The organism is Streptomyces mesophilus (assembly GCF_040300965.1).
GTDB classification, from domain to species: Bacteria; Actinomycetota; Actinomycetes; order Streptomycetales; family Streptomycetaceae; genus Streptomyces; species Streptomyces mesophilus_A.
Genome location: NZ_JBEPEW010000002.1, coordinates 14970 through 36068 on the forward strand (window position 1 = coordinate 14970; position 21099 = coordinate 36068).

The window sequence follows — 21099 nt, forward strand, 5'->3', positions numbered from 1 at the left end:
CCGGGAGAATGCCGCATACATGACTAATCTCATGGTTGGGACATACCGGGACGATCCGATAGGACGCATAGCGTGCAACTCCCTCGCAGCGCCCGAGTGCACCTCGCCGGCCACCGTGGACTCGTCGGGTCCGCGCTCGTCAGGCATTTCAGATCCGAGGGGTTCGAGGACCTGATGCTGTACGGATCCGACCGGGTCGACCTGCGCGAGCGGGACGCCGTGCGCAGGCTCTACGCCGATCAGCGGCCCCGTGTCGTGGTGCTCGCCGCGGCCCGCGTCGGCGGGATCGCCGCCAACTCCGCCCGGCCGGTGGACTTCCTCAGCGACAACCTGCGCATCCAGGTCAATGTCCTGGACGCCGCCCGCGAGTTCGGCGTCGAGCGGCTGCTCTTCCTCGGCTCCAGCTGCATCTACCCCAAGCTCGCCCCGCAGCCGATCCCCGAATCGGCCCTGCTCACGGGCGCTCTGGAGCCCACCAACGACGCGTACGCCATCGCCAAGATCGCCGGCCTGCTGCACGTCCAGGCGATGCGCCGGCAGTACGGACTTCCGTACATCTCGGCGATGCCGACCAACCTCTACGGGCCGAACGACAACCTCGACCTCGCCACGAGCCATGTCCTGCCGGCGATGCTGCAGCGCACCCATGAGGCGCATACGCGAGGGGACGCGACGCTCACGCACTGGGGCAGCGGCACCCCCCGCCGCGAGTTCCTGCACGTGGACGATCTGGCGCGGGCCTGTCTGTTCCTCCTGGAGAACTACGACGGTGACGCGCCGGTGAACGTCGGCTGCGGCGAGGACGTCGAACTGCGCGAACTCGCCGAGCTGATCGCCGAGACCGTCGGCTACCGCGGCGCCGTCGCGTGGGACACCACGCGGCCCGACGGCACGCCCCGCAAGCTGCTCGACACCTCCGTGATCAACGCACTCGGCTGGAAGCCCGAGATCGCCCTGCGCGACGGTGTGCGCCGCACCTACGACTGGCTGCGCACCCGCCTCTGACCTCGCCGCACCCGCCTCGACCTCGCGGCACCCGGCTGCGACGCCCCAGACACCGCCCGTCCTGCGCCTCGTCCCCCACCTGCAAGGAGCACCCCCGTGGACCTCCGCGGATTCTTGAAGATCGTCGCCAGACGGTGGCCCGTCGCCGTCACGGTCGTAGTCCTCGGCATCGCGGCCGGCTGGGCCGCCACCGCCGTCTCGACCCCGGTCTACGAAGCGCGTACGCAACTGTTCGTCGCGACCCGGCACGGCGGTGAGGACACCGCCCAGCTCAACCAGGGGCAGACCTTCTCGCAGGCCCGGGTCCAGTCGTACGCCGCGATCGTGGCGACCGACCAGGTCACCGAGTCCGTGGTGCGCAAGCTGCGGCTCGACATGGAGCCACGGCAGCTGGCCGAGCGGATCAAGGCGGAGGCCCCGCTCAACACGGTGCTCATCAACATCACGGTCTCCGACACGGAGCCGGAGCGCGCGGCGCAGATCGCCGACTCGGTCGCGGGCCGCTTCGCGCAGGTCGTCGAACAGCTGGAGAGCCCGCGCGGCGCCGCGGCCGCCGGTCCGGCCCGGGTGGGCGAGGCCGGCTACCCGCCGGTGGCCGCCGCCCCGCAGGCGCCCGTCCACCTCGGGGTGACCGAGCACGCCTCCGTGCCCGCCGCACCCGTCTCGCCGCACGCCCTGCTCAACCTGGCCGCCGGTCTGCTCGCCGGTCTGCTCGGCGCCGGGGCGCTCGTCGTCCTGCTCGAGACGCTCGACACCACGCTCAAGCACCACACGGACCTCGCCGAACTGACCGGTCACGCCGTACTCGGCACGATCCCCTTCGACCGCGAGGCCCCTCAGCACCCCCTGGCCAACTCGGACTCCGGTCACTCCGCCCGCGCCGAGGCCTTCCGCCGGCTGCGCACCAACCTGCAGTTCACGCAGGTGGACGACCCGCCCAAGGTGCTCGTCGTGACCAGCTCGCTGCCGGGTGAGGGCAAGACCAACACGGCGGCCAACCTGGCGCTCGCGCTCACCGAGGCCGGAGTGCGCACCTGCCTGGTCGACGCCGATCTGCGGCGCCCCTGCGTCGCGAAGACCTTCGGTCTCGTCCAGGACGCGGGTCTGACCACCGTGCTCATCGGGCGGGCCGGTATCGACGACGTGATGCAGCAGGGGCCCGGCGGGCTCTCGGTCCTGACGGGCGGCGCCGTACCGCCCAACCCGACCGAGCTGCTCGCCTCGACCCGTATGAGCGACGTCCTCGAGGAACTCGCGGACCGCTACGAGGCCGTGATCGTCGACACCGCCCCGCTGCTCCCGGTCGCCGACACGGTCGGTCTCGCGCCGCTCGCCGACGGCACCCTGCTCGTCGTACGCGCCGCGAAGACCACCCGCGACCAGATCAAGAGCGCCGCCGACGCGCTGCGCACAGTGGGGGTGCGCACGCTCGGGACGGTCTTCTCGATGACCCCGACCGCCAAGTCCAAGGGGTACGGGAGTTACGGGAGTTACGGCGACGCGGAGCCCCCGGTCACCGGCCGCCACCGGATGCCCACACCGCGGACCATCCGTGAGCGCAGCGGTGTGGCCCTGTCGTATCTCGCGGGTGAGAAGTGACCGGCGCTCGCGGGCGAGAAGTGACCGGCGGGCCGCTGTGGCACGGTTGAGGGTGCTGTTCGTCTGTACGGGGAACATCCACCGGTCCGTGCTCGCGGAGCGGCTGTTGGCGAAGTGGGCCCCGGACGCCGAGGTGTCCAGCGCGGGGACGCAGGCGCGGCACCTGGAGGGCATGGACGCCGCCACCCGGTCCGTGCTCGCCGGGCTCGGCGGCGAGGCCGGGGCCTTCGCCTCGCGGCCGCTGACCGCCGAGCTGGCCGGTGCCTCGGATCTGGTGCTCGGCATGGAGCGCGAGCACCGCGAGGCCGCCGTACGGCTCGAACCAAGGGCCATGCGCCGGTGCTTCACGCTCAAGGAGTTCCTGCGGCTTGCCGCCGACCTCGACGGTGCGGGAGCGACCCCGCAGGAGACCGTCGCCAAGGTCGCGGCGCTGCGCGGCCGGGTCGCCCCGGCCTCGCTGCGGGCCGACGCGATCCCCGATCCATGGGGTCAGGGCTATGACGTCCTGCGGGACTGTGCGGCCGGGATCGACGAGGCCGTACGGGACCTGAGTGACGTCCTGGGTGTGAGAGGCGGTGTCCTGGGCCGGGAGGTGAGATAAGCGCACAATAAAGTTGAGCGTGCTCCACTCAGGTCTGTTGCGTTAGCCCGACTGCCGTGTCATCCTTGAGCCAGTTCCACTCAAGTCGTATGGAGGATTCGAAATGGCACGTGCGGTCGGCATCGACCTGGGCACGACTAACTCTGTCGTCAGCGTTCTTGAAGGCGGCGAGCCCACCGTCATCACCAACGCCGAGGGCGCCAGGACCACGCCGTCCGTCGTCGCCTTCGCCAAGAACGGCGAGGTGCTCGTCGGCGAGGTCGCCAAGCGCCAGGCAGTGACCAACGTGGACCGGACCATCCGTTCGGTGAAGCGCCACATGGGCACGGACTGGAAGATCGAGCTCGACGGCAAGCCCTTCAACCCCCAGCAGATCAGCGCCTTCGTGCTGCAGAAGCTGAAGCGGGACGCCGAGGCCTACCTGGGCGAGAAGGTCACGGACGCGGTCATCACCGTGCCCGCGTACTTCAACGACTCCGAGCGCCAGGCGACGAAGGAGGCCGGCGAGATCGCGGGTCTCAACGTTCTGCGTATCGTCAACGAGCCGACGGCCGCCGCCCTGGCCTACGGTCTCGACAAGGACGACCAGACCATTCTCGTCTTCGACCTCGGTGGCGGCACCTTCGACGTCTCGCTGCTCGAGATCGGCGACGGCGTCGTCGAGGTGAAGGCCACCAACGGTGACAACCACCTCGGTGGTGACGACTGGGACCAGCGCGTCGTCGACTACCTGGTGAAGCAGTTCAACAACGGTCACGGTGTGGACCTCGGCAAGGACAAGATGGCGCTCCAGCGCCTGCGCGAGGCCGCCGAGAAGGCGAAGATCGAGCTCTCGTCCTCGACCGAGACCACGATCAACCTGCCGTACATCACGGCCTCCGCCGAGGGCCCGCTGCACCTGGACGAGAAGCTCACGCGCGCCCAGTTCCAGCAGCTCACGTCCGACCTGCTCGAGCGCTGCAAGACCCCGTTCCACAACGTGATCAAGGACGCCGGCATCCAGCTGTCCGAGATCGACCACGTGGTGCTGGTCGGTGGCTCCACCCGTATGCCCGCCGTGGCCGAGCTCGTCAAGGAGCTGACCGGTGGCAAGGACGCCAACAAGGGTGTGAACCCGGACGAGGTCGTCGCCATCGGCGCCGCCCTGCAGGCCGGTGTGCTCAAGGGTGAGGTCAAGGACGTCCTGCTCCTCGACGTGACCCCGCTGTCGCTTGGTATCGAGACCAAGGGCGGCATCATGACCAAGCTCATCGAGCGCAACACCACGATCCCGACCAAGCGGTCCGAGATCTTCACGACGGCCGAGGACAACCAGCCGTCGGTGCAGATCCAGGTCTACCAGGGCGAGCGCGAGATCGCGGCGTACAACAAGAAGCTCGGGATGTTCGAGCTGACCGGTCTGCCGCCGGCCCCGCGTGGTGTCCCGCAGATCGAGGTCTCCTTCGACATCGACGCCAACGGCATCATGCACGTGACCGCGAAGGACCTCGGCACGGGCAAGGAGCAGAAGATGACCGTCACCGGCGGCTCCTCGCTGCCGAAGGACGAGGTCGACCGCATGCGCCAGGAGGCCGAGCAGTACGCGGACGAGGACCAGCGCCGCAAGGAGGCCGCCGAGTCCCGTAACCAGGGCGAGCAGCTCGTCTACCAGACCGAGAAGTTCCTCAAGGACAACGAGGAGAAGGTCCCGGGCGAGGTGAAGACCGAGGTCGAGGAGGCGCTCACCGAGCTGAAGGAGAAGCTCAAGGGCGACGACTCCGCCGAGATCCGCACCGCGACCGAGAAGGTCCAGGTCGTCGCGCAGAAGCTGGGCCAGGCGATGTACGCCGACGCCCAGGCCGCGCAGGCCGCGGGTGGCGAGGCTCCGCAGGACCAGCCCGGTGAGGCCAAGGCCGACGACGACGTCGTGGACGCCGAGATCGTCGATGACGAGAAGACGGACTTCGACAAGAAGGACGGTGCCGCGTGACCGAGGAGACCCCCGGGTTCGACGAGCAGAACGAGCCCACTGACGTCTCCGAAGGCACCGCACCCGAGGCCGCCGAGCCGAAGGCCGCCCCCTCTCCCGAGAAGGAGGGGGCGGCCCCGGCCGGGGACGCGACAGTGGCTCTCACGGCCCAGCTCGACCAGGTCCGTACCGCGCTCGGTGAGCGCACCGCGGACCTCCAGCGACTGCAGGCCGAGTACCAGAACTACCGCCGCCGTGTGGAGCGGGACCGTGTCCAGGTCAAGGAGCTCGCCGTCGCGAAGCTGCTGACCGAGATGCTCCCGACCCTCGACGACATCGGCCGCGCCCGTGAACACGGCGAGCTGGTGGGCGGGTTCAAGTCGGTGGCCGAATCCCTGGAGACGGTCGCCGCGAAGATGGGTCTGCAGCAGTTCGGCAAGGAGGGCGAGCCCTTCGACCCGACGATCCACGAAGCTCTCATGCACAGTTACGCGCCGGACGTCACCGAGACGACCTGCGTTGCGATCCTGCAGCCCGGGTATCGCATCGGTGAGCGCACCATCCGCCCCGCGCGGGTGGCCGTGGCCGAGCCGCAGCCGGGTGCGCAGACCGTCAAGGAAGCCGATGCCGAAGAGGCGTCCGCCGCTTCCGCCGACGACAGCAAGGAGAGCGGTGGCCCGGACGAGGGCTGACGCGGACGGATCCATCGGTATACGTGAGGAGGGACGCCGGGGATGAGCACCAAGGACTTCATCGAGAAGGACTACTACAAGGTCCTCGGCGTCCCCAAGGACGCCACCGAGGCCGAGATCAAGAAGGCGTACCGCAAGCTCGCCCGCGAGTTCCACCCGGACGCCAACAAGGGCAACGCCAAGGCGGAGGAGCGCTTCAAGGAGATCTCCGAGGCGAATGACATCCTCGGCGACCCGAAGAAGCGCAAGGAGTACGACGAGGCGCGTGCCCTGTTCGGCAACGGAGGCTTCCGTGCCGGACCCGGCGCGGGCGGCACCGGCTCCTTCAACTTCGACCTGGGCGACCTCTTCGGAGGCGGCGCCCAGGGCCAGGGCGGCAGCGGCACGTTCGGCGGCGGCGGACTCGGGGACGTCTTCGGCGGACTGTTCAACCGGGGCGGCACGGGCGGTACGCGTACGCAGCCGCGCCGCGGCCAGGACATCGAGTCCGAGGTGACGCTCAGCTTCACCGAGGCCGTGGACGGCGCGACCGTTCCGCTGCGGATGTCCTCGCAGCAGCCCTGCAAGGCCTGTTCGGGCACCGGCGACAAGAACGGCACGCCCCGCGTGTGCCCGACCTGCGTCGGCACCGGTCAGGTCTCGCGCGGCGGCGGTGGCGGTTTCTCGCTCACCGACCCGTGCGTGGACTGCAAGGGCCGGGGCCTCATCGCCCAGGACCCGTGCGAGGTCTGCAAGGGTTCGGGCCGCGCCAAGTCCTCGCGCACCATGCAGGTGCGGATCCCCGCGGGCGTCTCGGACGGCCAGCGGATCCGGCTGCGCGGCAAGGGCGCACCCGGTGAACGGGGCGGTCCCGCGGGCGACTTGTACGTGGTCGTGCACGTGGACAAGCACCCCGTCTTCGGGCGCAGGGACGACAACCTCACGGTGACCGTCCCGGTGTCCTTCACCGAGGCGACGCTCGGCGGCGAGATCAGGGTCCCGACCCTGGGCGGCCCGCCGGTCAAGCTGAAGCTGCCCCCGGGCACCCCCAACGGCCGCACCATGCGCGCCCGCGGGAAGGGTGCGGTCCGCAAGGACGGCACCCGCGGCGATCTCCTCGTCACCGTGGAAGTCGCCGTACCCGCCGATCTGACCGACACCGCCCGTGAAGCCCTCGAGGCCTACGCGAAGGCGACTGAGGGGCACGATCCCCGGGCAGAACTGTTCCAGGCCGCGAAGGGAGCATGAAATGGAAGGCCGGCCAGGGCGCAGTCGCAATCCGTACGAACTGACCGAAGAGACACCGGTGTACGTGATCTCGGTCGCGGCCCAGCTCTCCGGTCTCCACCCGCAGACCCTGAGGCAGTACGACCGCCTCGGTCTGGTGTCCCCGGACCGCACGGCGGGCCGGGGCCGGCGTTACTCGGCCCGCGACATCGATCTGCTCCGCCAGGTGCAGGCGCTGTCGCAGGACGAGGGCATCAACCTGGCCGGTATCAAGCGCATCATCGAGCTGGAGAACCAGGTCGCAGCCCTCCAGGCCCGCGTGGCCGAGCTCTCCGCCGCGCTGGAAGGGGCCGCCGCCACGATGCAGCAACGTGAGGCGGCGGTGCATGCCTCGTACCGCCGCGATCTCGTGCCGTATCAGGAGGTCCAGCAGACCTCGGCGCTGGTGGTGTGGCGGCCGAAGCGGTCGTCGGACTGACCTGCGTCGCTTGCGGGGCAACCCGCTTGCGGGTCGACTCGCTCGTGGGGCAACTCGCTTTCAGGGCCGGGAGGTTGATGCCTCCCGGCCCTTCGCGTCGCCTGCCGCGTGCGGCCGGCCGAATCCCGTACGACCCGTCGTGCCGGGCACCCGCAGGAACCTAGAATTCCGGGCGGGGGCCGTGTCCACGGCCGGACGGACGGGGGCTCGGGTGGAGTTTCGGCTGCTGGGTGCGGTGCAGGCGTGGACGGATGCCGGCCCGGTCGAGCTGGGGCCCGCCCGGCAGCAGACGGTGCTCGCCGCGCTGCTCGTGCACGCCAACAGCCCTGTTTCGGTAGAGCAGTTGGTGGACCGCGTATGGGGCGAGAGGCCGCCTTCGCGTGCCACGCACACCCTGTACAGCTATGTGTCCCGGCTGCGCCGCCTGCTGCCGGAGGCGATCAACCGGGGTCCGGGCGGCGGTTACGTACTGACCGCCGACGAGGCGCGGATCGACGTGCACCGGTTCCGCCGGCTTCTGGGGCAGGCCAGGGAAGCCGAGGACGAGGCGCGGGCGGTGGCGCTGTTCCAGGAGGCGCTCGCGCTGTGGCGGGCGGAGCCGTTCGCCGGCGCCGACACCCCGTGGTTCAACGCCGTCCGCGAGACGCTCCGCAAGGAGCGGTGGGCCGCCGAACTGGACTGCACCGACCGGCGTCTGCGCCTCGGACAGCATGCCGAGCTCCTCTCCGTGCTCGCCGAACGCAGCACCCTGCACCGTCTGGACGAGCGGCTGGCCGCCCAGTACATGCTCGCCCTGTACCGCTGCGGCCGGCAGGCCGATGCGCTGGCCCACTACCGGAGCGTGCGCGGGGTCCTGGCCGGCGAACTCGGCATCGATCCGGGCCAGGACCTGCGCCGTCTGCACCAGGCCATCCTCGACGGTGGTGCGGAGCTCGGCGCGCCGGCCGCACGGACCCCGGCCGTCCCGCAGCCGTCCGCGGCGGCCTGGGTGGTGCAGAGCCAACTCCCGCCGGCCCCGCCCGATTTCGCCGGCCGTGACGGCCTCGTGGACCGCTTGGAGGGGCTCCTTGCGTCGCCCGCGACCGTACCCGTCGTCGTGTCCGGATCGCCGGGGGTGGGGAAGTCCGCGCTGGCCGTCCACCTCGGCCACCGGCTGCGGCCGCTCTTCCCCGACGGCCAGTGGTACGTACGGCTCCTGGGCACCACCGAACGGCCGCGGGATCCCGCCGAGGTGCTCTCCGGACTGCTGCGCGCCTGCGGCCTCGACGCGGACGCGATCCCGGAGACCCTCGACGACCGCGCGGCCGCGTTCCGCAGCAGGGTGGCCGACCGCAGGGTCCTGCTGATCCTCGACGACGCGGCCGACGCCGAGCAGGTACGGCCGCTGCTGCCGGGTACGGCGGGGGTCTCGGTGCTGGTGACGAGCAGGCCCGACATGCGAGGGCTGACCGCCAGCCACGGTGCCCACCCGGTGCCGCTGACGGTGCTCGAACAGGCCGAGGCGCAGGACCTGTTGGCGGGTGTGCTCGGTGAGCAGCGGGTGGCGGCGGAGCCTCAGGACGCCGCGCGGCTCGCCGAGCTGTGCGCCCGGCTGCCGCTCGCGCTGCGGATCGCCGCCGCCAACCTCGCTGCCAGGCCCGGCACTTCACTGGCCGCTTACGCTCAGGAGCTGTCCGAGGGGAGCCGTCGCCTGGCGAGGCTCTCCATCGCCGGTGACCGCCAGGCCGCCGTCCGTACCGCCTTCGACCACTCGCACGCCGCCCTGGCCAAGGGCGTGGCGCGGCTGTTCGCCCTCCTCGGGCTGCACCCGGGACCGGACTTCACCGCGGAGGCGGCCGCGGCCCTGTCCGGCGTCCCGGAGTCCGAGGCCGAGCAGCTCCTCGACGAACTCGCCACCGCCGGCCTCGTACAGCGCACCGCCACGGACCGGTTCCAGTTCCACGATCTGCTGCGCCTGTACGCGCAGGAGCTGGCCGAGGCCGACCCGGACCGTGCGGCTGCCTGGGAGCGCCTGTGCGCCTGGTACCTCGCGACGGCGGACGCGGCCACCGCGTTCGGCTACGTCGGGTCCGTCCAACTGCCCCGTACCCGTACGGAATCCGACCGCTTCGCCGACCGGCACCAGGCGCTCGCGTGGCTGGAGGGCGAACGCGCCCACCTCGTCGCGGTCATCACCCGCGCCGCCGAGTCCGGTCCGTATCCGATCGCCTGGCAGCTGGCCGACCAGCTGCGTCCGTACTTCTACCGCCGCAGGCACTACCCCGAGTGGGAGTCGGCCATGACGGCGGGGCTGCGCGCGGCACGGCGGCAGGATGACGCGGCGGCCCAGGCGGCGATGCACCACGGCTTCTTCCTGATGCGCCAGCACGCCGGGCACATCCAGGAGGCACTCGAAGCCGTGCACCTCGCCCTGAAGGGCTACCGGCGCGCCGGATTCGCGCCCGGCGAAACCGCCATCCTGACCAACCTTGCCCTGCACTACGGACAGCGTGGCCAGATGCGCCGCGCGCTCGTCTGGCAGGAGCAGGCCACCGCCCTCGCCCGCCCCCGGGGCCGGGCGATCTCGCTGGGGCGTGGGCTCAACATGGCGGGGCTGATCCACACCTACCTCGGCGAGTTCGACCTCGCGCTCGCGCGTACGACCGAGTCGATCGAGACCATGCGGTCGGCCGGGCAGGAGTCCCTCCTGATCAGCCCGTTCATCAACCGCGCCATCGCGCGGCACGGCCTCGGGCAGTACGAGGAGGCGCTGGCCGATATCACCGAGGCGCTGCGGCTGTGCGAGGAGCATCAGCAGCGGCACAGCGTGGCCGGCGCGCGTGAGGTCCTCGCGCGCATCCACCGCGACACCGGCCGGACCGACCTCGCCCGGACAGGCGCGGAAGCCGCTCTGGCCGTCGCCCGTGAAACCGGCGATCCGTCCAACCTGTCCGACTGCCTGACGACCCTCGCCGGGCTGCTCCTCCTGCACGGCCGCCCCGACACGGCCCGGGCGCACCTGACGGAGGCCCTCCACCTCACCCGCCGCTGCGACGCCCGCCACCAGCAGGCCGAGGTGCACATCGGCCTCGCCCACGTCCACCGTGACCTCGGCGACGCACCCCTCGCCACGGACCACGCGGAACTCGCGCTCGCCATCGCCCGGGAACTCGAGCTGCGCCCGACCGAGCTTCGGGCCCTGGCGGTGCTCGGGGCGGTGGGGTGGGTGACGGGCGACGTACAGGAGCCGACGGGTGGCGCTCAGGAGCGCGCGCGGAGATAGCCCGAGTGCGCCACCTGGCCGAGGAAGGTGAACCGGGTCTCCCCGGCCATGTGCTTCTCGAACGCTTCCTTGATCCCGGCCCACTTGGGGTGCCCGAAGTCGTCGAGTACGACGATCCCGCCGGGCGCGACGATCTGCTCGGCCCACTCCAGGTCGGCGGCGACCCCCTCGGCGGAGTGGTCACCGTCCACGATGATCAGGCCGTACGCGCGGTCGGAGACCTTGGCGCGCACCTCGGGGTCCTCGGAGAACCCTTGCTGGACACGGGCGGTGGCGCCGACGAGCTGCAGATTGGTGCGTACGGCGGCACCGTTCACGGGCGCGCCGGAGGCGTCGCCGCCCATGGTGGCGCCGGGTTGCAGCTGTGTTCCCGCCAGCGGATCGACGATGGTCAACTCCGGGGTGCGGCCGGTACGTTGCATCATCCTGCTGAGCCCGGCGCTGAACATGCCGTACAGCGTCCCGATCTCCAGGAACTCGTCATTGGGCGGGTCGAGCAGGGGTACGGCGGAGAGCTTGCCCACGATGTTCATCGTGCCGCCCGCGATCCGCCCGACACCGAGCGCCTCAAGCGCGATGAGCAGCCGGAACGCCTGCGCCGCGGTCCGCTCGGCGGCCTCGCGGTCGGCCCCTGTCACCTCGCTCAACTCACCGATGGTCCGGTTGAGATGAGGCGCGGAGGGCAGCCGGGAGGCCCCGCGCCCGGTGCCGTCGAAGAACAGCTCGAGCGGCCGCTGCCGGTTCCGCAACTGCTTGAGCTCCTGCTGCGTCACCTCGCCCCGCCCGGACTCCTCGATGAGCCGCCGCACCTGGCGCTCCACGCGCTGGTCGATGAGCTGGGCGATGGGCCGCAGGGCACGTCTGCCGGCCTTGCTGGTGATGAGCGCTCGCATGCTCGGGAACTTAGGGCTGCGCCTTCTGTCCCACAACCAATGCGATTTTCCGTACGGGCAAACCACGCATGGCAGTTGAGCGACGGAAGGGGGCGGTCCTTTTGTGGGAGGCACCCGTGATGTTCCGGTTCTCGTGGACGGATCGGCCCCTGTTGGGCTTGTCTGCTCTTTGTGGGGGAGGTGGGGGGATGGGTCAGGCGGCGTCAGTTCTACGTCGAGCCCCGGGATAATGGCTGCGGAGCACTGGACTTGGGGGTAGGGCGGTGGCCGAAGGCGATACGCATCGGCATGACGTACATGACGTAGAGGAATTGTGCGACGCCGGAGAGAAGGCCTATCAGGCGGCGCTGCAAGCCGGGCGGATCTCGCGGTCCAGGGTGACGGATGCGCGCTGCCTGGTCGAGTTGGGCCTCTTGCACCCGGATCCGTCGGACATGGAGTGGCTGCTGCCCACGAGTCCCGGTGTGGTAGTCGCTCGTTTGCTGCGGGAATTCGAGTCAGAGCTGGGGGAGATACGACGACGGTCGGGTGCACTGGCCGGAGTGGCTGAGCGATTTGCCGTACCCAGGGCCGTGAACGCTTCTCCGAGTGCGGCACTCAGAGTGCTCGAAGGCATGCCGCGCATCAACCTCGCCATCGACGAGGCGACAGCCGCCTGTGCCGCAGAGCTGCGCGCCATGCAGCCGTCCGGCATCCGTTCGGAGCGGGAGCTGAGCGGGGCGCTGCCGCGGGCGCTGGACCTGCAGGAGCGAGGGGTGCGCACCCGCAGCCTGTACACCCATGTCGCCCGGCACGGGCAGGGATTGCAGACCTACCTGGAACAACTCGAGGAGTCGGTGGAGGTCCGCACCCTCGACGAGGTGGGTGAACGTCTGCTGATCTTCGATCGAGCCGTGGCGTTCATTCCGGCCAGTCCGGACCGCTCGGTAGCGCTGGAGTTGAGGCATCCTGCCCTGATCGACTATCTGGTCGGAGTGTTCGACAGATTCTGGCACCGGGCCGTTCCGCTCACCGAGCACGTGCCTTCCACCAGTGTCGTCGAGGGCGTCAGTCACCGCGAACACGCCATCGCGGCCCTTCTCGCCGAGGGATATACCGATGCGGTCATCGCGGAGCGGCTCGGCATCAACGTCCGCACGTGCAGGCACCACATCGGCCGGCTCTCCGAGACGCTGGGCTGTACGACCCGCACCCAACTAGGCGTCCGTATCGCCCAGACCGGCCTGCACGTGCCGCCGGCCTAAGCGTCCTGTTCCAGGATTCCTGACTTCGCGATCAGATAGCCGAGTTGAGCCCGGCTGCCGCTGCCGAGGGAAGCGGCGATCTTGGCGATGTGGGCCCGGCAGGTGCGGACGTTCATGCCGAGTCGGCGGGCTATGGCTTCGTCTACGTGGCCCTCCACGAGAAGCTTGGCTATCGAGCGCTGCACGCCCGTGACGCCGTGGTGTTCGGCCTGGTAGTGGACTTCCTCCGACCAGTCGGTGCCGAGCAGCCAGAACTGCTCGAACACTCCGACCAGATAGCTGACCAGCCCTTCATGGCGCAGCTCGAGGGCCACCCGGCGGTCGCTCCGGGCGGGTACGAAGGCCACCTTGCGATCCACCAGGATCAACCGGTCGACGATCTCCTCGAGCGTGCGCACCTCGAGTCCGTACGGCCCCACGCGCTCGACGTATCCGATGGTGGCCGAATGATGTCGGGCGGTGTGCTGGTACAGCGTTCGCATGCGTACCTTGCGCTCGATCAGGGGCGCGACCCGACGCAGCCCTTCCTCCAGAACCTCGGGGGTACGTCCGCTTCCGGGCTGTATGGCGAGCAGTTCCTCGGTGCACTCGTCCATCGCACGGTCGAGTGCGGCGTTGATGGCCGTGAATCCGTCAAGCACCGTGATCGAGTGATCTGCCGTCGGTGCCGGCGTGGTGATCGTCATAAATGGCTCGAACGCGTCGGCGAGGGAGCTGGCTTGCTGTCTACGCTCGTGGATCTCCCGTTCCAGCGGGTGAATCAGCTGGTTCAGCGCGACCGACGGGGGAACCGGCCAGAGCCATTCAGTGTCCTCGGAATCGGGGCGCAACAGCGCCAGACGAAGCAGGCATGGCACATGTTGCACAGCAGATCGCCTGATGCGCCCCGCACGCAGCGCCTGGGCGTACAGGTCTTTGCCATTGGTGCACAGATCGGCACCGGTGCACGGCTCTTCTTCGCTCCCATGCCTTCCTGAATCGTCCCGCTTTAGCGTCATTTCCACCCCCCTCAGGGTCCTGAATTACAGGAACATGATGCCTGTATCTGCTGGTGGAAGGGTTCTGTCTGAGCCATCGTCTTAAACGCAGGAGTCAAGGAGTTTGATCAAACGAGGTGGAGAAACGGCCATGACCAGGATGGTTCGTGCACTCAGCGCTCTGGCCATCGCGGCGGCAGCCGCCCTCGGTGTGCTTGTCGCCAATGGTGAGCCGACGTGGGGCAGCGCTCCCGCGGGCAACGCCGCCGTCGGCGAACCGACGTGGGGCAGCGCGCCTGCAGGCAGCGTGCTCGCGGGTGAGCCGACGTGGGGCTTCGCCTCCCCGAGCGGGCGCGCATGACCACCCCTCCGGACGACAGAACCTTCCGACGCGAAATGGCCACCGCCTACCGCTCGGGCTGGCACTTCATCGATCTCGTCACGGCCATCCCCCGCCCTGGCGACTCGCTGATGGTCACCCTGTTCGGCGAACCCGTGGTGGTCGTGCGCGACGACGAGGACGACGACGTCCGGGCCTACCGGTGCTTGCGCCGGCCCCGTGGCGCGCCGCAGCCCGTGCGGTGTGCGGTGCGCTACGGAATGATCTTCGTCAATCTCGATCAGCGCGACCATCAACTGGTCGAACCCGAACCAATTTCCGCCACCCCCCGCAGTGCCTGACGCGATCCCCCGTCGTCAAACATCGCTCAGGCGCTTCCCCCCGCAGCGGCGTCACCGTGGACCTGAACACGGTGGCGCCGCTGTGTTTTTGCCTTGCGTGCCGCCGGGATTGCGCCCCGTGTGCCGCCGGGATTGCGCCTCGCGTGCCGCTCCGCTTCCGCCTCGCGCGCCCGCGGCCGGCTTCAGTCTCGCCGTACGGCGATGACCGTGGACGCGTACGGAGTGGTCAGCACCTCGGTCGCGGTGAGCGCCGGGTGCGTCAGGTAGAAGAGGCGCAGCTCATCCGTCTCGCCCTCGAAGCGCGGCGGCCAGTCGGCACAGGGCGTGAAGTCGTCGAGGATCAGGATGCCGCCGGGGGCCAGAAGGTCGACGACAAGGCCGGGGTCGTCCCGTTTGCCGCCGCCGTCGCAGAAGAAGACGTCGAACGGGGCGTGCGGGCCGAGCAGGCGCCAGTCACCGGCGAGCACCGTCACGTTCGGGTCGTCCGCGAAGGCATCGCGTGCGTGGACGGCCAGGGCCGTCTCGCGCTCCACCGTGACCAGGCGCGCCTGCGCGCCGAGACCGCTGTGCAGCCACGCCGTACCCACGCCCGCGCCCGTGCCGCTCTCGGCGAGGACCCCCTGCGGCTTCGCCGCGGCGGCCGAAGCGAGCAGGCGGCCGACCTCGCGGGTGCAGCTCTTCGCGAAGCCGGACGCCGCCGCGAAACGCTCCGCCGCCGCCACGCGCTCCGGCACGGGGCGGACCTTCGGCGCCGGCCCCGGGCGCGCCCCCACCGTCAGGCCCGCCCCATCGCCCGGGACAGCGCCACCTCGATCAGCACCCGGTCCGGGTTCGGTGCCGGCATCCGCGTGTAGCGCTCCGCGTACCGCTGGACCGCGTCCGCTATCCGCTCCGCGTCGGTACGGATGTACGCGATGCCCTCCAGCGTGGCCCAGCGGCCGCCGTCCACCTGGCACAGCGCCACCCGCGCCCCGGCCGGGCCCGCCGCGAGGATGTTCCCGACCTTGGCGCTGGACTTGTTGGTGATCACGCGGGCGACCCCGGCGTCAGGGTCGTACGTCACGCCGACCGGCACCACGTGCGGGGTGCCGTCGGGGCGCAGCGTCGTCAGGGTGCACATGTGCCGCTCGCGCCAGAAGCTGAGATAGGCGGCGTCGGGGTTGTGCGGATCGATGGCCATGAATCGGGAACTTAAGGCATGGGCATGACCCGCCGACCTCCGGGTGCCCTCCGGGTGCCCTGTGACGGGCTCAGCGCGCTCCAGCGGGCCTCGCCCGGGCCCTACCCGGGCTTCCGCCCCCACCTTGAGCGGAATAGACTCAACTTTGTGTACGTTGGATGAGTCAGAGTCCGACCCCGAGACAGAGACCAGACGCACCAGGAGGAACACCACACGTGGACGCCGAGCTGACCAACAGGAGCCGGGACGCGATCAATGCGGCCACCAGCCGCGCCGTGTCCGCCGGGCACCCCGATCTGACCCCCGCGCACTTGCTGCTCGCACTCCTCGAGGGTCAGGACAACGAGAACATCACCGACCTGCTCGCGGCCGTCGACGCCGACCAGGTCGCCGTACGGACCGGAGCCGAGCGCGCGCTCAGCGCCCTGCCCAGCGTGACCGGTTCGACGGTCTCGCCGCCGCAGCCCAACCGCGACATGCTCGCCGTGGTCGCGGAGGCCGCGAAACAGGCCAAGGAGCTGGACGACGAGTACCTGTCGACCGAGCACCTGCTGATCGGGATCGCCGAGAAGGGCGGCCAGGCCGGGGCCGTACTGTCCAAGGAGGGCGCCACCGCCAAGCGCCTGCTCGACGCTTTTCAGAAGACGAGGGGTGCGCGTCGCGTGACCACAGCTGATCCCGAAGGCTCGTACAAGGCACTGGAGAAGTTCGGGACCGACTTCACCGCCGCCGCGCGCGAGGGCAAGCTCGACCCGGTCATCGGCCGTGACCAGGAGATCCGACGCGTGGTGCAGGTCCTGAGCCGCCGTACCAAGAACAACCCCGTGCTCATCGGTGAGCCCGGCGTCGGCAAGACCGCCGTCGTCGAGGGCCTGGCCCAGCGCATCGTGAAGGGCGACGTCCCCGAGAGTCTCAGGGACAAGCGCCTGGTCTCCCTCGACCTCGGCGCGATGGTCGCGGGCGCCAAGTACCGCGGTGAGTTCGAGGAGCGGCTCAAGACCGTGCTCTCCGAGATCAAGGAGAGCGACGGGCAGATCATCACGTTCATCGACGAGCTGCACACCGTCGTCGGCGCGGGCGCCGGCGGCGACTCCGCCATGGACGCGGGCAACATGCTCAAGCCCATGCTCGCCCGCGGTGAGCTGCGCATGGTCGGCGCGACCACCCTCGACGAGTACCGCGAGCGCATCGAGAAGGACCCCGCCCTGGAGCGCCGTTTCCAGCAGGTCCTGGTCGCCGAGCCGTCCGTCGAGGACACCATCGCGATCCTGCGCGGACTCAAGGGCCGTTACGAGGCCCACCACAAGGTCGTCATCGCGGACGCCGCACTCGTGGCCGCGGCCACGCTCTCCGACCGCTACATCACCTCGCGCTTCCTGCCCGACAAGGCCATCGACCTCGTCGACGAGGCCGCGTCCCGGCTCCGTATGGAGATCGACTCCTCGCCCGTGGAGATCGACGAACTCCAGCGCGCCGTCGACCGGTTGCGGATGGAGGAGCTCGCGCTCGACAAGGAGACGGACCCCGCATCCCAGCAGCGCCTCGAGAAGCTGCGCCGCGACCTCGCCGACAAGGAGGAGGAGCTGCGCGGCCTGACCGCGCGCTGGGAGAAGGAGAAGACCTCCCTCAACCGCGTCGGTGAGCTCAAGGAGAAGCTGGACGCCCTGCGCGGCCAGGCCGAACGCGCCCAGCGCGACGGCGACTTCGACACCGCCTCCAAGCTCCTGTACGGCGAGATCCCCACCCTGGAGCGGGAGTTGGCCGAGGCCTCCGAGGCCGAGCAGGAGGTCACCAAGGACACGATGGTCAAGGAGGAGGTCGGCCCCGACGACATCGCGGACGTGGTCGGCTCCTGGACCGGCATCCCGGCGGGCCGCCTCCTCGAAGGCGAGACGCAGAAGCTCCTGCGCATGGAGCAGGAGCTGGGCAAGCGGCTGATCGGCCAGAGCGAGGCCGTACAGGCGGTCTCCGACGCCGTACGCCGCACCCGCGCCGGAATCGCCGACCCCGACCGACCCACCGGATCGTTCCTGTTCCTCGGTCCGACCGGTGTGGGCAAGACCGAGCTGGCGAAGGCGCTTGCGGACTTCCTCTTCGACGACGAGCGGGCGATGGTCCGTATCGACATGTCGGAGTACGGCGAGAAGCACAGCGTCGCCCGGCTCGTGGGTGCGCCTCCCGGCTACGTCGGATACGAGGAGGGCGGACAGCTGACGGAAGCGGTACGCCGGCGTCCGTACTCCGTCGTGCTGCTCGACGAGGTCGAGAAGGCGCATCCGGAGGTCTTCGACGTCCTGCTCCAGGTGCTCGACGACGGGCGCCTGACCGACGGGCAGGGCCGCACAGTCGACTTCCGCAACACGATCCTGGTGCTCACCTCGAACCTCGGCAGCCAGTATCTGGTCGAGCCGCTGACGTCCGAGGAGGAGAAGAAGCAGCAGGTCCTGGAGGTCGTACGGTCGTCCTTCAAGCCGGAGTTCCTGAACCGGCTCGACGATCTCGTGGTCTTCTCGGCCCTGACCAAGGACGAGCTCGCGCACATCGCCGAGCTGCAGATCGGCCGCCTCGCCAAGCGCCTGGCCGAGCGGCAGCTCACGCTCGACGTCACGCCCGCCGCGCTCGCGTGGCTGGCCGACGAGGGCAACGACCCGGCGTACGGCGCGCGCCCGCTGCGCCGCCTCATCCAGACCGCGATCGGCGACCGGCTCGCGAAGGAGATCCTCGCGGGCGAGGTCAAGGACGGGGACACGGTGCGGGTGGACCTCGCGGGTGACGGCCTACTGGTGGGCCCGGCGACGTAATACGTTTTGCGATACGCTGTCTCCATGGGAACGCTCAACGTCCGTACGGACGAGGCCATGGAGACAGCCATAAGGGAACTTGCCGAGGAGTACGGCTCGCGTACCGAGGCCGTGCGTTACGCGCTGCTGCGTACGTACAAGGAGAAGCTGCTCGCGCGGGCCAAGGCGGACGCCGAACGGCTGGCGGCTGATCCGGACGATCAGGCGGAGATGCTCGCGATCCAACGGTTCATGGGGGTCACCGAGTGATCTTCCGGGGGGCGGTTTACGAGCTCAAGGCCCTGCCTGGCACGCAGGGCCACGAGCAACAGGGCCCGCGTTACGCGGTCGTCATCCAGTCCGACCGCTTCGCGACGAGCACGATCACCGTGGCCCTCACTTCGACAAGTGCGGGCCACGCGGTCTACCGGCCCGAGATCGAACTGGACGGCAAGACCACGCGCATCCTGACCGACCAGATCCACACCGTCGCGCCCGCTCGGCTCGGCGACTTCACGGGCGGGCTCGAAGGGCACGAGCTCGCGGATCTCGACCGCGCCCTGATGCTGAAGCTCAGGCTGTTCTGAGCCGACCCGCCGGTCCGTACCCAGCTCACCGCGTCCGCCCGCAGCGGAACCCCCGGACCCGCCCGGGGCGGGCCTTTACAAGCCCCGCCCGGCATGGGAGAGGATGGGCCAATCCGTACGAAGGGAAATACACGGTGAGCATCGACCCGTCCTCGATTCCGAACTTCGGGGGCCAGCCCAAGCAGCAGCAGGGCCAAGGACCGGCGGGCGCCGTCGTCCCGGACCAGGACCTCGTCAAGCAGCTTCTGGACCAGATGGAGCTCAAGCACGGCGTGGACGAAGAGGGTGACCTCGTCGCGCCGTGGGAGGAGTTCCGTACGTACTTCATGTTCCGCGGCGAAGGCGACCAGGCCGTCTTCTCCGTGCGTACGTTCTACGACCGTCCGCACCCCATCGAGTCCAAGACCCAGATCCTCGACGCGATCGACGACTGGAACCGCCGCACCCTGTGGCCCAAGGTCTACAGCCACACCCACGAGGACGAGGACGGCACCGCCACCCTCCGCCTCATCGGTGAGGCCCAGACCCTGATCGGCACCGGCGTGCTCCTCGAGCACTTCGTGTCGTCCACGGTCAGCTGGGTGCGCGCCGCGATCGAGTTCGACCGCTGGTTGGTCGAGCACCTCGGCCTGGTCGAGGAAGTCGACTCGGCGGAGAAGCCCGAAGACGACGCGTAGCGCTCAGAGCGGCGTCTTGGCCACGGCCACGAGATACGCCCCATAGCCCATCGAGAGCCCGGCCAGGGCCGCGATCACCACGGTCGCGTGCCAGGGCCGGGCTTTCGCCGTACGGGCCAGGGCGCGGGCGAGCGGGATCAGGAGCGGGAACGCGGGCAGCAGGAAACGGGCCTTGGACTCGAAGAATCCCGAGCCGCCCACCACGATCAGCAGCAGCACCCCGCTGTACGCGATGAGCGCGAGCGGCGCCCGGTCCGCGACGAGCAGCGCGAAGAGCAGCACGCCGGCGGCCACGATCACCAGCGTCATCGGGAACACGAAGCGCTCCCCGTCGACCAGCATGTGCCGCGTGAACCGCAGGGACGCGAGCCCGAGGTCGAAGCGCGAACCCCAGCCGTCCTGCACCCCGAAGTACCCGCCGAGCAGGTCGCCCTCGCGCCGGCCGACCCAGAGCACGTAGGCGCACCAGCCGGTGGGCGCGAGCAGCGCGCCGAGCCAGAGGCGCGGACGCCTCTGCGCCCGACCCCGTCCCTGCCGTCCCCGTCCCCATCCCCGTCCCCGCCCCCGTCCCCGTCCCCATCCTCGTCCTCGTACGACCTCGAAGGCCGCCGCCAGGATCACCGCCGCGGCGACCGCGAACCCGTTGGGCCGGGAAAGCCCGGCGAGCGAGGCCAGGGCGCCGGCCCACACCCACCGGCCGGTCAGGAGCGCGTACAGGGACCAGGCCGCGCAGGCCGTGAGCACCGGTTCGGTGTACGCCATCGACAGCACGACCGAGTGCGGCAGCAGACCCCACAGGACCACCAGGAGCGTGGCGGTGCGCCGGTCGTACAGGTGCGCGCCGATCGCGTAGATCCCCCAGGCCGCGAGCGCGGCGGCGAGCCAGGCCACGAGGATGCCGGCCGCGGGGGTGCTCACGGGGAGCACGGTGGCGGCCGCGCGGATCAGGCCCGGATACAGCGGGAAGAAGGCCAGGTCGCTGTGGACGACGTCCGGGCCGAAGTGCAGGGTGCGGCCGTAGCCGTGGGCCGCGATGCCGGTGTACCAGCGGGCGTCCCACGAGGCGCCGAGCAGCGCGAACGTGTCCTGTCCGGTGCGCCGGGCGACCGCCGCGAGCACGGCGACACCGGCGCACCGCGCGGCGGCGAACGCCCCGAGCGCGACGACCGGCGCGGGCAGGCGCGCGACTCGGCCGCTGAGCTGCGGCCAGGCGAGGGTCTGAGTCACATGCGTACGATGCGCCGTTTGTCCCGATTATTCGCCTGCACGCGCCCGGACGGCCCCCAATC

At 70.2% G+C, this 21099-nt stretch carries 20 protein-coding genes; 15 read left to right on the plus strand and 5 right to left on the minus strand.

Annotation, left to right across the window (positions count from 1 at the left end; translation table 11 throughout):
• Positions 1–72: 72 nt before the first annotated feature.
• The 8 genes from ABT367_RS00885 to ABT367_RS00920 all read left to right on the plus strand — a co-directional run bounded on the left by ABT367_RS00885 (position 73) and on the right by ABT367_RS00920 (position 10791).
• Positions 73–1005, plus strand: coding sequence for a GDP-L-fucose synthase family protein (locus tag ABT367_RS00885; RefSeq protein WP_352248150.1), 933 nt, complete (start codon positions 73–75; stop codon positions 1003–1005).
• Between the two features lie 96 nt (positions 1006–1101).
• Positions 1102–2604 (plus strand): polysaccharide biosynthesis tyrosine autokinase, encoded by a 1503-nt coding sequence (locus ABT367_RS00890; protein ID WP_352248152.1) that lies wholly within the window; start codon positions 1102–1104, stop codon positions 2602–2604.
• Between the two features lie 37 nt (positions 2605–2641).
• Positions 2642–3205, plus strand: a complete 564-nt coding sequence (locus tag ABT367_RS00895) for a low molecular weight phosphatase family protein (RefSeq protein WP_352248154.1) — start codon at positions 2642–2644, stop codon at positions 3203–3205.
• Positions 3206–3308: 103 nt separating this feature from the next.
• Positions 3309–5174: a molecular chaperone DnaK gene (gene dnaK / locus ABT367_RS00900; protein ID WP_352248156.1), complete on the plus strand. Its 1866-nt coding sequence runs from the start codon at positions 3309–3311 to the stop codon at positions 5172–5174.
• Positions 5171–5845: a nucleotide exchange factor GrpE gene (grpE, locus tag ABT367_RS00905; RefSeq protein ID WP_352248158.1), complete on the plus strand. Its 675-nt coding sequence runs from the start codon at positions 5171–5173 to the stop codon at positions 5843–5845. The genes dnaK and grpE overlap by 4 nt, the downstream gene beginning before the upstream one ends.
• Before the next feature lie 42 nt (positions 5846–5887).
• Positions 5888–7072, plus strand: a complete 1185-nt coding sequence (dnaJ, locus tag ABT367_RS00910; protein WP_352248160.1) for a molecular chaperone DnaJ — start codon at positions 5888–5890, stop codon at positions 7070–7072.
• A 1-nt stretch (position 7073) separates the two neighbouring features.
• Entirely contained in the window at positions 7074–7529 is a 456-nt protein-coding gene (locus tag ABT367_RS00915) for a heat shock protein transcriptional repressor HspR (RefSeq protein ID WP_352248162.1), read from the plus strand.
• Between the two features lie 211 nt (positions 7530–7740).
• Entirely contained in the window at positions 7741–10791 is a 3051-nt protein-coding gene (locus ABT367_RS00920) for an AfsR/SARP family transcriptional regulator (protein WP_352248164.1), read from the plus strand.
• On the opposite strand, the gene ABT367_RS00925 is transcribed toward ABT367_RS00920, so the two are convergent.
• Positions 10770–11684 (minus strand): class I SAM-dependent methyltransferase, encoded by a 915-nt coding sequence (locus ABT367_RS00925; protein WP_352248166.1) that lies wholly within the window; start codon positions 11682–11684, stop codon positions 10770–10772. The two genes, ABT367_RS00920 and ABT367_RS00925, sit on opposite strands and share 22 nt — an antisense overlap.
• 614 nt (positions 11685–12298) lie before the next feature.
• Between ABT367_RS00925 and ABT367_RS00930 the strand changes: the two genes are divergently transcribed.
• On the plus strand, positions 12299–12928 hold the full coding sequence (locus ABT367_RS00930; RefSeq protein WP_352248167.1) for a helix-turn-helix transcriptional regulator: 630 nt from the start codon (positions 12299–12301) through the stop codon (positions 12926–12928).
• On the opposite strand, the gene ABT367_RS00935 is transcribed toward ABT367_RS00930, so the two are convergent.
• Positions 12925–13926: a helix-turn-helix transcriptional regulator gene (locus ABT367_RS00935; RefSeq protein ID WP_352248169.1), complete on the minus strand. Its 1002-nt coding sequence runs from the start codon at positions 13924–13926 to the stop codon at positions 12925–12927. The two genes, ABT367_RS00930 and ABT367_RS00935, sit on opposite strands and share 4 nt — an antisense overlap.
• 130 nt (positions 13927–14056) lie before the next feature.
• On the opposite strand from ABT367_RS00935, the gene ABT367_RS00940 reads away from it, so the two are divergent.
• Both ABT367_RS00940 and ABT367_RS00945 read left to right on the plus strand, forming a co-directional pair.
• On the plus strand, positions 14057–14266 hold the full coding sequence (locus tag ABT367_RS00940; RefSeq protein WP_352248171.1) for a hypothetical protein: 210 nt from the start codon (positions 14057–14059) through the stop codon (positions 14264–14266).
• Positions 14263–14586, plus strand: coding sequence for a (2Fe-2S)-binding protein (locus ABT367_RS00945; RefSeq protein ID WP_165331752.1), 324 nt, complete (start codon positions 14263–14265; stop codon positions 14584–14586). The genes ABT367_RS00940 and ABT367_RS00945 overlap by 4 nt, the downstream gene beginning before the upstream one ends.
• A 182-nt stretch (positions 14587–14768) precedes the next feature.
• On the opposite strand, the gene ABT367_RS00950 is transcribed toward ABT367_RS00945, so the two are convergent.
• Entirely contained in the window at positions 14769–15320 is a 552-nt protein-coding gene (locus ABT367_RS00950) for an O-methyltransferase (RefSeq protein ID WP_352248173.1), read from the minus strand.
• A 41-nt stretch (positions 15321–15361) separates the two neighbouring features.
• Positions 15362–15766 carry a pyridoxamine 5'-phosphate oxidase family protein gene (locus tag ABT367_RS00955; RefSeq protein WP_352248175.1) on the minus strand — a complete coding sequence of 135 codons (405 nt, stop codon included), beginning with the start codon at positions 15764–15766 and terminating at the stop codon, positions 15362–15364.
• 215 nt (positions 15767–15981) lie between these two features.
• On the opposite strand from ABT367_RS00955, the gene clpB reads away from it, so the two are divergent.
• From clpB to ABT367_RS00975, 4 genes are all read left to right on the plus strand, one after another.
• Positions 15982–18567, plus strand: coding sequence for an ATP-dependent chaperone ClpB (gene clpB / locus ABT367_RS00960; RefSeq protein ID WP_352248178.1), 2586 nt, complete (start codon positions 15982–15984; stop codon positions 18565–18567).
• A gap of 24 nt (positions 18568–18591) precedes the next feature.
• Positions 18592–18816: a hypothetical protein gene (locus tag ABT367_RS00965; RefSeq protein WP_352248180.1), complete on the plus strand. Its 225-nt coding sequence runs from the start codon at positions 18592–18594 to the stop codon at positions 18814–18816.
• Entirely contained in the window at positions 18813–19133 is a 321-nt protein-coding gene (locus ABT367_RS00970) for a type II toxin-antitoxin system PemK/MazF family toxin (protein ID WP_352248182.1), read from the plus strand. The genes ABT367_RS00965 and ABT367_RS00970 overlap by 4 nt, the downstream gene beginning before the upstream one ends.
• Before the next feature lie 134 nt (positions 19134–19267).
• Positions 19268–19810, plus strand: a complete 543-nt coding sequence (locus ABT367_RS00975; protein WP_352248183.1) for a YbjN domain-containing protein — start codon at positions 19268–19270, stop codon at positions 19808–19810.
• A gap of 3 nt (positions 19811–19813) precedes the next feature.
• On the opposite strand, the gene ABT367_RS00980 is transcribed toward ABT367_RS00975, so the two are convergent.
• Positions 19814–21037, minus strand: coding sequence for a glycosyltransferase family 39 protein (locus ABT367_RS00980; RefSeq protein WP_434975368.1), 1224 nt, complete (start codon positions 21035–21037; stop codon positions 19814–19816).
• Positions 21038–21099: the final 62 nt, after the last annotated feature.

Bases quoted from the DNA above. Each gene is read 5' to 3' on its own strand.
- ABT367_RS00945 (WP_165331752.1), top strand. From the start codon at position 14,263: ATGACCACCCCTCCGGACGACAGAACCTTCCGACGCGAAATGGCCACC.
- ABT367_RS00965 (WP_352248180.1), top strand. From the start codon at position 18,592: ATGGGAACGCTCAACGTCCGTACGGACGAGGCCATGGAGACAGCCATA.
- ABT367_RS00940 (WP_352248171.1), top strand. From the start codon at position 14,057: ATGACCAGGATGGTTCGTGCACTCAGCGCTCTGGCCATCGCGGCGGCA.
- ABT367_RS00915 (WP_352248162.1), top strand. From the start codon at position 7,074: ATGGAAGGCCGGCCAGGGCGCAGTCGCAATCCGTACGAACTGACCGAA.
- ABT367_RS00955 (WP_352248175.1), bottom strand. From the start codon at position 15,766: ATGGCCATCGATCCGCACAACCCCGACGCCGCCTATCTCAGCTTCTGG.
- ABT367_RS00930 (WP_352248167.1), top strand. From the start codon at position 12,299: ATGCCGCGCATCAACCTCGCCATCGACGAGGCGACAGCCGCCTGTGCC.
- ABT367_RS00935 (WP_352248169.1), bottom strand. From the start codon at position 13,926: ATGACGCTAAAGCGGGACGATTCAGGAAGGCATGGGAGCGAAGAAGAG.
- ABT367_RS00925 (WP_352248166.1), bottom strand. From the start codon at position 11,684: ATGCGAGCGCTCATCACCAGCAAGGCCGGCAGACGTGCCCTGCGGCCC.
- dnaK (WP_352248156.1), top strand. From the start codon at position 3,309: ATGGCACGTGCGGTCGGCATCGACCTGGGCACGACTAACTCTGTCGTC.
- dnaJ (WP_352248160.1), top strand. From the start codon at position 5,888: ATGAGCACCAAGGACTTCATCGAGAAGGACTACTACAAGGTCCTCGGC.